General features: G+C 62.2%; 13 protein-coding genes. 9 read left to right on the forward strand and 4 right to left on the reverse strand.

From position 1 onward, the window contains the following. The first annotated feature begins 19 nt into the window (after positions 1 to 19). The 4 genes from AC1V0D_RS02055 to modC all read left to right on the forward strand — a co-directional run bounded on the left by AC1V0D_RS02055 (position 20) and on the right by modC (position 2839). The gene (locus AC1V0D_RS02055) at positions 20 to 175 is read left to right on the forward strand and encodes an AcrZ family multidrug efflux pump-associated protein (protein ID WP_009091356.1); all 156 of its coding nucleotides are present in this window, start codon (positions 20 to 22) and stop codon (positions 173 to 175) included. A 146-nt stretch (positions 176 to 321) separates the two neighbouring features. Beyond that, positions 322 to 1095 carry a molybdate ABC transporter substrate-binding protein gene (gene modA / locus AC1V0D_RS02060; RefSeq protein ID WP_140028235.1) on the forward strand — a complete coding sequence of 258 codons (774 nt, stop codon included), beginning with the start codon at positions 322 to 324 and terminating at the stop codon, positions 1093 to 1095. After that, positions 1092 to 1781 (forward strand): molybdate ABC transporter permease subunit, encoded by a 690-nt coding sequence (gene modB / locus AC1V0D_RS02065; protein ID WP_167431114.1) that lies wholly within the window; start codon positions 1092 to 1094, stop codon positions 1779 to 1781. The genes modA and modB overlap by 4 nt, the downstream gene beginning before the upstream one ends. Further along, positions 1781 to 2839 carry a molybdenum ABC transporter ATP-binding protein ModC gene (gene modC / locus AC1V0D_RS02070; protein ID WP_046101443.1) on the forward strand — a complete coding sequence of 353 codons (1059 nt, stop codon included), beginning with the start codon at positions 1781 to 1783 and terminating at the stop codon, positions 2837 to 2839. The genes modB and modC overlap by 1 nt, the downstream gene beginning before the upstream one ends. Here modC and AC1V0D_RS02075 read toward each other — a convergent pair whose 3' ends face one another. Further along, positions 2840 to 3658, reverse strand: coding sequence for a pyridoxal phosphatase (locus AC1V0D_RS02075; RefSeq protein ID WP_154927953.1), 819 nt, complete (start codon positions 3656 to 3658; stop codon positions 2840 to 2842). A gap of 155 nt (positions 3659 to 3813) precedes the next feature. Here AC1V0D_RS02075 and pgl point away from each other — a divergent pair, with 155 nt between their 5' ends. Further along, positions 3814 to 4815, forward strand: coding sequence for a 6-phosphogluconolactonase (gene pgl / locus AC1V0D_RS02080; protein WP_482906909.1), 1002 nt, complete (start codon positions 3814 to 3816; stop codon positions 4813 to 4815). A gap of 133 nt (positions 4816 to 4948) precedes the next feature. On the opposite strand, the gene AC1V0D_RS02085 is transcribed toward pgl, so the two are convergent. Together AC1V0D_RS02085 and bioA are read right to left on the reverse strand one after the other, a co-directional pair. Continuing rightward, on the reverse strand, positions 4949 to 5425 hold the full coding sequence (locus AC1V0D_RS02085) for a kinase inhibitor (RefSeq protein WP_009091345.1): 477 nt from the start codon (positions 5423 to 5425) through the stop codon (positions 4949 to 4951). Positions 5426 to 5499: 74 nt separating this feature from the next. After that, positions 5500 to 6804, reverse strand: coding sequence for an adenosylmethionine--8-amino-7-oxononanoate transaminase (bioA, locus tag AC1V0D_RS02090; RefSeq protein ID WP_482906910.1), 1305 nt, complete (start codon positions 6802 to 6804; stop codon positions 5500 to 5502). An 85-nt stretch (positions 6805 to 6889) separates the two neighbouring features. Between bioA and bioB the strand changes: the two genes are divergently transcribed. From bioB to bioD, 4 genes are read left to right on the forward strand one after another with little or no spacing between them, the layout of a single operon-like run. Continuing rightward, on the forward strand, positions 6890 to 7921 hold the full coding sequence (gene bioB, locus AC1V0D_RS02095; RefSeq protein ID WP_009091343.1) for a biotin synthase BioB: 1032 nt from the start codon (positions 6890 to 6892) through the stop codon (positions 7919 to 7921). Next, positions 7921 to 9072, forward strand: coding sequence for an 8-amino-7-oxononanoate synthase (bioF, locus tag AC1V0D_RS02100; protein ID WP_482906911.1), 1152 nt, complete (start codon positions 7921 to 7923; stop codon positions 9070 to 9072). The genes bioB and bioF overlap by 1 nt, the downstream gene beginning before the upstream one ends. Then, a complete protein-coding gene (bioC, locus tag AC1V0D_RS02105) occupies positions 9056 to 9811 on the forward strand; it encodes a malonyl-ACP O-methyltransferase BioC (protein WP_009091341.1) in 756 nt (251 codons plus the stop codon). Before bioF ends, bioC begins: the two co-directional genes overlap by 17 nt. After that, on the forward strand, positions 9808 to 10479 hold the full coding sequence (gene bioD / locus AC1V0D_RS02110; protein ID WP_140028243.1) for a dethiobiotin synthase: 672 nt from the start codon (positions 9808 to 9810) through the stop codon (positions 10477 to 10479). The genes bioC and bioD overlap by 4 nt, the downstream gene beginning before the upstream one ends. 64 nt (positions 10480 to 10543) lie before the next feature. Here the strand turns inward: bioD and AC1V0D_RS02115 are convergent, their stop codons facing one another. Beyond that, the gene (locus AC1V0D_RS02115; protein WP_009091339.1) at positions 10544 to 11266 is read right to left on the reverse strand and encodes an ABC transporter ATP-binding protein; all 723 of its coding nucleotides are present in this window, start codon (positions 11264 to 11266) and stop codon (positions 10544 to 10546) included. Between the last annotated feature and the right edge of the window lie 2 nt (positions 11267 to 11268).

Consider the following 11268-nt stretch of genomic DNA (forward strand, 5'->3'; position numbering starts at 1 on the left):
TCTCAGAGTGAGACTCCCGATGCTGGAATTACTGAAAAGCCTCGCCGTAGCCGTCCTGATGGTGCCTGTGGTGATGGCGCTGATGCTGGGTATCATTTATGGCCTGGGTGAAGTGTTTAACGTCATCTCAAAATTTGGTCATCGCGAAAAATCCTCCGCCCGTTCGCACAACTGATTTCTGCCCCGCCCGCCTCTCTGCGCGGGCGCGGTCATTTTTATCCCGTCCCCCTTCATCCTTCTCTCTCTGCTGCCGATAATTTATCGGGATGCCGTGATAATGCGTTATATTATCCGCTACACAACGAATAGCCGGAGAAGATCATGTCACACCATTACACTCGCTGGGGCGTCGCGGCGCTGGTCACTTTTTCACTGGCCGGTCAGGCGGTTGCCGCCGATAATATTACCGTGTTTGCGGCGGCCTCACTGACCAATGCCCTGCAGGATATTGCAAGCCGTTATCAGCAGGAGAAGGGCGTGAACGTCGTCGCTTCGTTTGCCTCCTCTTCCACGCTGGCGCGCCAGATTGAACAGGGGGCCCCTGCCGATCTCTTTATCTCTGCCGATCAGCAGTGGATGGACGATGCGGTCGCTAAAAACAGCATGATGAAGAGCAGCCGTTATACGCTGCTGGGCAACGATCTGGTGTTAATCGCCCCGCGCAGCGCCGCGGCAAAAGCGGTTACGCTGGACAAGCAGACGGACTGGAAAAGCCTGCTGCACGGTGAACGTCTGGCGGTCGGCGACCCGGATCATGTGCCGGCGGGACTCTACGCCAAAGAGGCGCTGCAGAACCTGGGGGCCTGGCCGCAGGTCGCACCGGTATTAGCCCCGGCTAACAACGTGCGGGCGGCGCTGGCGCTGGTCGAGCGCAACGAAACGCCGTATGGCATAGTGTATGGCTCCGACGCCGTGGCCAGCGGAAAAGTGCAGGTCGTGGGGCATTTCCCGGCCAGCAGCCACAAACCGGTGGAATATCCTATGGCGATCGTTAACGAACACAACCGCGCCGCCGTTAAGGCGTTTTATGACTACCTGAAAGGGCCGGAAGCGGCGGCTATCTTCAGACACTACGGATTCACACCGACGAAATGATACTCAGCGATCCCGAATGGCAGGCGGTACTGCTCAGCCTCAAAGTCTCTGGCATTGCCGTGCTCGGCAGCCTGCCGTTTGGCATCCTGATGGCCTGGATTCTGGTGCGCTGCCGTTTTCCCGGCAAAGCGCTGCTCGACAGCCTGATCCATCTGCCGCTGGTGCTGCCGCCGGTGGTGGTGGGGTATCTGCTGCTGATTACCCTGGGCCGGCGCGGCATCATCGGTGAAAAGCTCTATGACTGGTTCGGTTTCAGCTTCGCCTTCAGCTGGCGGGGGGCCGCACTGGCCTCCGCGGTGATCGCTTTTCCGCTGATGGTGCGCGCCATCCGGCTGGCGCTGGAGGCGGTCGACAGCCGGCTGGAGCAGGCGGCGCGCACGCTGGGGGCCGGACGCTGGCGGGTGTTCTTCACCATTACGCTGCCGCTGACCCTGCCAGGCGTGATCGTCGGGACGGTGCTCGCCTTTGCCCGCTCGCTGGGTGAATTTGGCGCGACCATCACCTTTGTCTCCAATATACCGGGCGAGACCCGCACCCTGCCGCTGGCGATGTTTACCCTGATCGAGACGCCGGGTGCAGAAGGGGCGGCGGCGCGCCTCTGCGTGATCGCCATTGTACTGGCGCTGGCGTCGCTGCTGGCGTCGGAATGGCTGGCCCGTGCCGGTCGTAAGCGGATGGGAAGCTGATGCTGTCACTCAATTTTATGCAGCAGCAGGGCGATCATCACTTAGAGGTCGACCTGCAGATCCCGGCCAGCGGGATCACGGCCATCTTCGGCGTTTCCGGGGCCGGTAAAACCTCGCTGATCAACGCGATCAGCGGCCTGACTCAGCCCCAGCGCGGACGGATAGCGCTGAATGACCGGCTGCTGTTTGATGCGGAGCAGGGGATATCGCTGCCGCCGGAAAAGCGGCGTATCGGCTATGTCTTTCAGGATGCCCGGCTCTTTCCCCACTACCGGGTGCGCGGCAACCTGCAATATGGCATGGCGCCCGCGATGAAAGCGCAGTTTGACACCCTGGTATCTCTGCTGGGGCTGGAGGCGCTGCTGCCACGCTTTCCGCTGTCGCTGTCGGGCGGCGAGAAGCAGCGGGTCGCCATTGGCCGTGCGCTGCTGACCGCACCGGATATGCTGCTGCTGGATGAGCCGCTGGCGTCACTGGATCTGCCGCGCAAACGCGAACTGATGCCTTATCTGCAAAAGCTGGCGAAGCAGGTCGATATTCCGATGCTCTACGTTTCGCACAGCCTGGAGGAGATCCTGCAGCTGGCCGATAACGTGCTGGTGCTGGATGCGGGGCGGGTTAAAGCCTTCGGACCGCTGGAGCGGGTCTGGAGCAGCAGCGCGATGCGTCCCTGGCTGCCGATGAGTGAACTGACCAGCGTGCTGCGGGTGCAGGTGCTGGAGCAGCATCCCGACTACCCGATGACCGCGCTGTCGCTGGGCGATCAGCATATCTGGGTCAGCCGGGTGAATCAGCCAGTGAAGACCCCGCTGCGCATTCGCATCGCCTCGGCCGACGTTTCGCTGGCGCTGCAGCCACCCCAGCACAGCTCCATCCGCAACATTCTGCCCGCGCAGGTGGTGGAGCTGGTGGAGGTCGGCGATCAGGTTGAGGTGAAGCTGCGCATCGGCATCAGCGAACTCTGGGCGCGCATCACGCCGTGGGCGCGGGATGAGCTGGGCATCCGGCCCGATCAATGGCTCTATGCCCAGATTAAAAGCGTCTCGGTGACGCCCTGATTACAACACGTACTGATGGAGGGTATCGGCAATGGCGGTTTCAAGGTTCGTGCCGATCACCTTCTTCGCCCGTGCTTTAATCGCCTCGTCGGCGTTGCCCATCGCCACCCCCAGTCCGGCCGTTTCCAGCATGCTGAGATCGTTGTAGTTGTCACCGAAGGCGATTACATCTGACATGCTCAGGCCCTGTGATTCAACCCACTGCGCCAGTCGTTTGCCTTTGCTGTTGCCGCCGCGGGCGATATCCACCTGATCGTGCCACGACCATTCGCAGGCCAGCCCCAGCTCCGTTTCCACCTGGCTGGCGAACTGCTGCAGTTCCGGAATGTTGGTATGCGACAGCGCAAACTTCCAGATCGAACCGGCATCGCGCGCCGCCTGAGCGAGGTCAGGCACCTGACGAAACAGCGGGCGCTGGTGGGCAGGGAGTGATTCGGCCCACTTCAGGGTACGCGTCACGTGTCCGGTTGCGGTCTGATAGAGCATCGCATCATCCACATAGAGCAGGCCGTGAATCCGCTGCGCGTTCAGCCTGTCGATCACCTCAAGGGCGAGTTGCGGATCGAGCGGGTCGGACGCCAGCACCTTTTTCGCCTGATAATCGTACAGATAGGTGCCATTACAGCAGATCGCAGGTGTCTCCAGCTGTAACGCCTGATAAAAAGGATGGATGGCGCAGTGATGGCGTCCGGTCACGATAACGACGTGAATACCCGCCTGGCGTGCCTGGTTCAGCGCCTCGATGGACTGCGGCAGAATCGTTTTGGCGGGGGTCAGCAGTGTGCCGTCGAGGTCGAGGGCAATTACACGGTAGCTCATTAATCCTTCCATTCATCCGGGTTTGCGAGGGCTAAAGTCTACACCTGACCGCGGCCCGGAGACAAAAAACAGGGCACAAATGATTCCAGCGTCCGGCAATAAAACGCGCTACAGTGATTGACAGTTCATGATCAGGCAGCAAAAAAGGAGAATGCATGAAACAAGTTGTCTACACCGCCAGTCCCGAGAGCCAGCAGATCCACGTCTGGCAGATGAATGATGAGGGTGGGCTGACGTTGCTTCAGGTGACCGATGTCGCCGGCCAGGTTCAGCCGATGGTGGTGAGTCCGAAGCGCGATTTTCTCTATGTCGGTGTTCGTCCCAATTTTCGCGTGCTGGCATTCCGTATTGCCGCAGACGGCACGCTGACGGAAGCGGGCCAGGCGCCGCTGCCCGGCAGTCCGACCCACATCTCCACCGATCATCAGGGGAAATTCCTCTTCTGTGGCTCCTACAACGATGCCTGCGTCAGCGTCAGCCCGATTGGTGAGGATGGGATTCCGCAGGCGCCGCTGCAGGTGATTAACGGACTGGAGGGCTGTCACTCCGCCAACATCGACAATGACAATAAGACGCTCTACGTGCCGGCCCTGAAGCAGGATCGCATCTGTCTGTTTGCGCTGGGCGCAGACGGTCAGCTGACGCCGCGTGAGCAGGCGCAGGTGACGACGGTCGAGGGTGCCGGTCCGCGTCACATGCAGTTCCATCCGGGCGGGCAGTACGCCTACTGCGTGAACGAACTCGACAGCACGGTTGAGGTCTGGGCGTTAAATCAGGGCGGGGGAGAAGCCGAGAGCGTCCAGACGCTGGACATGATGCCGCCGGACTTCAGCGGCACGCGCTGGGCAGCCGATATTCACCTGACGCCGGATGGCCGTTTCCTCTATGCCTGCGATCGCACCAGCAGCACGCTGGCGATCTTCAGCGTCAGCGAACTGGGTGATGAGCTGACGCTGGAAGGGTTCCAGCCGACCGAAACGCAGCCGCGCGGCTTTAATATCGACCACAGCGGACGCTATCTGGTGGCGGCGGGGCAGAAGTCGCATCACATTGAAGTCTATGCCATTAATGAACCGAAAGGGCTGTTACAGCCGCTGGGGCGTTATGCCGTGGGCCAGGGTCCGATGTGGGTCGTGATCCACTCGCTGCAGGCGTAACCTATCCTGAAAACGCCTCTCCTGAGCAGGAGAGGCATTCAGAGGGCTGAAAAACGCAAATCCGGGTGCCTCTGACCGCGATGAATCCGCTCAGCATGCAGGGGACACGGTCAGAAGAGGAAAGCGTCCCCTGTTACTGATAGTTCGCGGTCAGCGAGGCGCTCGCCAGAGCGTGGAAATGCACATTGAAGCCGACCATCGCGCCACTGGCGCCTTCATCCACTTCAATCGTCTCCACATCCAGCGCATGCACGGTGAAAATGTAGCGATGGGTTTCGCCCTGCGGCGGTGCTGCGCCACCGTAACCCGCCTGACCGAAATCGGTTCGGGTCTGCACGGCGCCTGCAGGCAGCTCCGCTTTACCGGAACCGGCACCCTGTGGCAGGGAGGTGGTGCTGGCCGGGATGTTCGCCACGACCCAGTGCCACCAGCCGGACCCGGTCGGGGCATCCGGATCGTAGCAGGTCACCACAAAACTTTTCGTGCCCGCCGGTGCCGCTTCCCAGGCCAGATGCGGAGAGATATTCTCGCCGTGATAACCCATGCCGTTGAAAACATGCTTCTCAGGCATCTTCTCGCCGTCATTAAAATCCTGACTAAAAACGCGCATCACATCTCCTTAACTGTCGATGAATAGCCTTTCATCATAACCAAAAGCGCAGCCAGTGCCAGCGGTCAGCCTGCTCAGGAGACAAAATGGTGCGGATGATCCAGCGCGCCGGCAATCGCAGCGGTCAGCCGGCTTAACGCCGGTGGCGTGATGATGTAGGGCGGCATCAGGTAGATTAAGCGGCCAAACGGGCGGATCCAGACCCCCTGTTCCACAAAGAACTGCTGCAGCGCCGCCATGTTGACCGCCTGATGCGTTTCCACCACGCCAATCGCGCCCAGCACGCGCACGTCGGCCACCTGCGGCGAGTGGCGCAGCGGCAGCAGTTCAGCCCGCAGCTGCCGTTCGATGTTTGCCACCTGGCATTGCCACTCTCCTTCCGTCAGCATCTTCAGGCTCTCCGACGCGACCGCGCAGGCCAGCGGATTGCCCATGAAGGTCGGGCCATGCATGAAACAGCCTGCCGCACTGCGGCTGATGGTGTCCGCCACCTCGCGGGTGGTCAGGGTGGCCGCCAGGGTCATCATGCCGCCGGTGAGCGCCTTGCCGACGCAGAGAATATCCGGGGTGATGCCCGCGTGCTCGCAGGCAAAGAGCTTGCCGGTGCGGCCGAATCCGGTGGCGATCTCATCGGCAATCAGCAGCACACCGTAGTGGTCGCACGCCTCCCGCACCTGCTGCAGGTAGCGCGGATGATAAAAACGCATGCCGCCAGCGCCCTGCACAATCGGCTCCAGAATCACCGCCGCCAGCTGCTGATGGTGTGTCTCAATCAGCCGGGCAAAATCCTCAAAGTCCTGGCTCTGCCACGCATCGTCAAAGCCGCAGGCCGGTGCCGCTGCAAAGCGATGTTCCGGCAGATAGCCGCGCCACAGGCTGTGCATGGAGTTCTCAGGATCGCACACCGACATCGCTGCAAAGGTATCGCCGTGATAGCCGCGCTTCAGCGTCAGAAAGGTCTGGCGCGTCTCACCGCGGCCCAGCCAGTATTGCAGCGCCATCTTCATCGACACTTCCACCGCCACCGAACCGGAGTCCGCCAGGAAGACGCACTCCAGCGCCTCAGGCGTCATCGCCACCAGCTGGCGGCAGAGCGCCACCGCTGCCGGGTGGGTGATGCCACCAAACATGACGTGGGACATCTGTGCAACCTGCGCGGTCAGCGCCTGGTTCAGGCGCGGATGGTTGTAGCCGTGGATCGCGGCCCACCAGGAGGACATGCCATCCACCAGCTCACGGTCATCGGCGAGTTGCAGCGTAACCCCGCGGGCGGCCACCACGGGGTAGCAGGGCAGGGGATCCTGCATGGAGGTGTAGGGGTGCCAGATATGCTGGCGGTCAAAACGGGCATCTTCAGAGGTGAACGCGGAGAGGGTCATCGGAGTTGTAAACCAAAATAAAAAAATATAGTTTACAAGTATACCCCTGCTTTCTGTCGGGATGACACCCTTTTTGGAGTAAGTAATGGCTCAACGCTGGACAATTGCACAGGCGCAAGCGCTGTTTGATGAACCCTTTCTTGAACTGATGTTTAAAGCGCAGCAGGTGCACCGTCAGCACTTCGACCCGCGTCAGGTGCAGGTCAGTACCCTGCTGTCGATTAAAACCGGTGCCTGCCCGGAGGATTGTAAATATTGCCCGCAGAGTGCGCGCTACAAGACCGGTCTGGAGTCGGAACGCCTGATGGAAGTGGAAGAGGTGCTGACCTCCGCCCGTCAGGCCAAAGCCGCGGGTTCGACCCGCTTCTGCATGGGGGCCGCGTGGAAAAATCCGCACGAGCGCGATATGCCCTATCTGGAAAAGATGGTTGAAGGCGTCAAGGCGATGGGAATGGAAACCTGCATGACGCTGGGCACCCTCAGCGAGCAGCAGGCGCAGCGACTGGCGGGCGCGGGGCTCGATTTCTACAACCACAACCTCGACACCTCGCCGGAGTTTTACGGCTCCATTATCACCACCCGCAGTTATCAGGAGCGCCTGGATACGCTGGGCAAAGTGCGCGACGCCGGGATCAAAGTCTGTTCAGGCGGGATCGTCGGCCTCGGGGAAACCGTGAACGATCGCGCCGGTCTGCTGGTGCAGTTAGCCAATCTGCCGACGCCACCCGAGAGCGTGCCGATCAACATGCTGGTGAAGGTGAAAGGCACACCGCTGGCGGATAACGACGATGTGGAACCGTTCGATTTTATCCGCACCATCGCGGTGGCGCGCATCATGATGCCGACCTCCCATGTGCGTCTCTCAGCAGGCCGGGAGCAGATGAACGAACAGACCCAGGCGATGTGCTTCATGGCCGGGGCGAACTCCATTTTCTACGGCTGCAAGCTGCTGACCACGCCAAACCCGGAAGAGGATACCGATCGGGTGCTGTTCCGCAAACTGGGGCTGAACCCGGAGCATACGCACACGCAGCACGGCGATCAGCAGCAGGAAGAGCATCTCAGCGAGCAGCTGTTCCATGCCGACACGGAACAGTTCTACAACGCGGCGCTGTAATGAGCTGGCAGCAACGATTCCGGCAGGCGCTGGATCAGCGTCGTGCGGCCGACGGCTGGCGGCAGCGACGGATTATTGACGAACAGACGACCCGCACGCTGCACAGCGGCGGTCGCTGCTATCACCACTTCTCCAGCAATGATTATCTCGGCCTGACCCGTCATCCGGCGGTGATCGCGGCCTGGCAGCAGGGGGCGGCGCTGACCGGGGCGGGCGCGGGGGCTTCAGGGCACGTAACCGGCTATCACCGGCAGCATGCCGATCTGGAGGCGCAGCTGGCCGACTGGCTCGGCTATGACCGTGCGCTGCTCTTTATCTCCGGTTTCGCAGCTAACCAGGCGGTGATCCATCTGCTGGGGGAGAAAAACGATCGCATCCTGGCTGATAAACTCAGCCACGCCTCACTGCTCGACGCGGCCAGCCACAGCCCGGCGCAGCTGCGCCGGTTCACTCACAACGCGCCGGAGAGTCTGGCAGCGCGGCTCGCCTCACCCTGTGAGGGGGAGACGCTGGTGGTGACGGAGGGGATTTTCAGCATGGATGGCGACAGCGCGCCGCTGGCTGCACTGGCGCAGCAGACGCGTCAGGCCGGAGGCTGGCTGCTGGTGGATGATGCGCACGGCATTGGCGTGGTGGGTGAGCAGGGGCGCGGCAGCTGCTGGCAGCAGGGCGTCCGGCCGGAACTGCAGGTGATCACCTTCGGCAAAGCCTTTGGCGTCAGCGGCGCGGCCCTGCTGTGCGATGCCGACACCGCCGACTACTTTCTGCAGTTCAGCCGTCATCTGATCTACTCCACCGCTATGCCCGCCGCCCAGGCTTTTGCGCTGCAGGCGGCGCTGCATGAAGTTCAGCAGGGCGAGGCGCTGCGTCAGCGCCTGCAGCAGAATATCCGGCATTTCCGGCGCGGCGCGGCGTCGCTGCCGTGGCAGCTGATGGATTCAGAGAGTGCGATTCAGCCCCTGCTGGTGGGTGAAAACAGCGAGGCGGTGGCGCTCTCTGCGCGGCTGGCTGAGGCGGGCTGCTGGGTGAGCGCTATCCGGCCGCCTACCGTGCCACCGGGTACCGCCCGGCTGCGCATCACCCTGACGGCGGCACATCGCCCTGAGGATATCGATCGGCTACTGGAGGCGCTGCATGACGCTGCAGGTTGACAAACAGGCGGTCGCTCGCGCTTTTGGCCGGGCGGCGAGCCACTACGATGCGCATGCCGCCCTGCAGCGTCTGAGCGGCGATGCCCTGCTGGCACACGCCCCGGTCGACAGTGGTCTGCACCTGCTGGATGCCGGTTGTGGCACCGGCTGGTACAGCCGGCTCTGGCGCGCGCGCGGCAAACAGGTCACGGCGCTGGATCTCTCCCCGCAGATGCTGCAACAGGCACGCCGCAACGACGCGGCGCAGCACTATCTGGCGGGAGACATTGATGCGCTGCCGCTGGCGGACAACAGCTTTGACCTGGTCTGGAGCAACCTGGCGGTGCAGTGGAGTGACGATCTGCCGCAGGCGCTGGCCCAGTTCCGGCGGGTGCTGCGGCCCGGCGGCACGCTGCTCTTTTCCACCCTTGGGGACGATTCGCTGCAGGAGGTGCATGAAGCCTGGTCACATCTGGACGCACTGCCGCATGCCAATCGCTTTCTCAGCGAGGCGCAGATTGCCGCCGCCTGCCATGCCTGGCCGCTGCGCTGCACCTCGGAGCGGGTGACGATCCATTTTCCCGATGCGCTCAGCGCCATGCGCTCACTGAAGGGCATTGGCGCGACCCATCTGCATCAGGGGCGTGACGGCCAGGTGTTAACCCGGCAACGCCTCAGCCGGTTAGAGGCGCACTGGCCGCGCGACCGGCACGGCTACCGCCTGAGTTATCATTTAATTTATGGAGTAAGTGCATCATGAAACGCCTGTTTATCACCGGCACCGACACCGAAGTCGGCAAAACGGTCGCCAGCGGCGCGCTGTTGCAGGCCGCCGCCGCCGCAGGCTTCCGCTGTGCGGGCTATAAGCCGGTGGCGTCGGGCTGTGAGATGACGCCGGAGGGCATCCGCAACAGCGATGCGCTGGCCCTGCAGCGTTACAGCAGCGTCGCGTTAACGTATCCGCAGGTCAATCCGCTGGCCTTTATGGAACCGACATCGCCGCACATCGTCAGCGCGGAAGAGGGCAGGCCGATTACCCATCTGGCGCTGTCGGCCGGTCTGGCGGCACTGGAGCCGCTGGCGGACTGGATTCTGGTCGAGGGGGCCGGGGGCTGGTACACCCCGCTGTCGGAGACGCACACCTATGCGGACTGGGTAGTCAGCGAACAGCTGCCGGTGATTCTGGTGGTGGGGATTAAGCTGGGCTGCATCAACCATGCGCTGCTCACCGCAGAGGCGGTACGGGCGCGTGGGCTGACGCTGGCAGGCTGGATCGCGAATACCATCGAGCCACCGGGCAAACGTTATCAGCACTATCTCGCCAGCCTGAAACAGCGCTTGCCTGCCCCCTGTCTGGGCACGATCCCCTATCTCACGGATGAGGCGCAGCAGGCTGCCTGTGGACACTACCTGACGCTGCCTGAATAAGCGGACCCGGCCCGGCCGTCACTGCGGCCAGCGGCGGCTCTGCCCGCCGCATCCGGTTTTGCCCTCAGGCCACCGTCAGCCATTTATCGACGGTGTAGTCGTCAAGCTGCGCCATGCTGCCGTGCGCCACATTGCGACCACGGTGCAGCAGCAGAAAGTAGTCTGCCACGCGGCGGATTAGCGACAGGCGCTGCTCCAGCAGGAGAATGGTCAGCCCGTAGTCGAGGTTAAGCCGCCGGATCAGATTGCCCATCTCCTCCTCCAGCCACGGCGACATGCCGTCGGTGGGTTCATCGAGAATCAGCAGTTTAGGTTGCAGCACCAGCGCACGCGCCAGGGCCAGCTGTTGCTGCTGATCGACAGGCAGATCGCCGCTGCGCTGCTGGCGCAGCGAATAGAGTGCCGGAAAGAGATCGAACACCATTTCAGGAATGGCGCGATGGCGATCGTGCTGACTGGCACCCGCCAGCAGGGCGATCAGCAGGTTATCTTCCACGCTCATCTGGGTAAAAATATGGCGGCCCTGCGGCACGTAGCCGATCCCCATCTGTGCCCGCTGTTCAGCCGGTTGCAGCAGCAGATCTTCCGGCGGGGAGCCATCTTCCTTCCAGGAGATAGAGCCGCTGTTGATAGGCAGTCTGCCCATGATGCAGTTCACCAGCGTGGTTTTGCCCATGCCAGGCCGGCCCAGAACGCCGGTGCAGGTGCCAGGCGCCAGATCGAGGTCCACATCCCAGAGAATGTGGTTCTGACCGTAAAATTGATTCACCGAACGTAAACTCAGCATCT

The sequence above is a fragment of the Pantoea sp. PA1 genome (assembly GCF_056856975.1).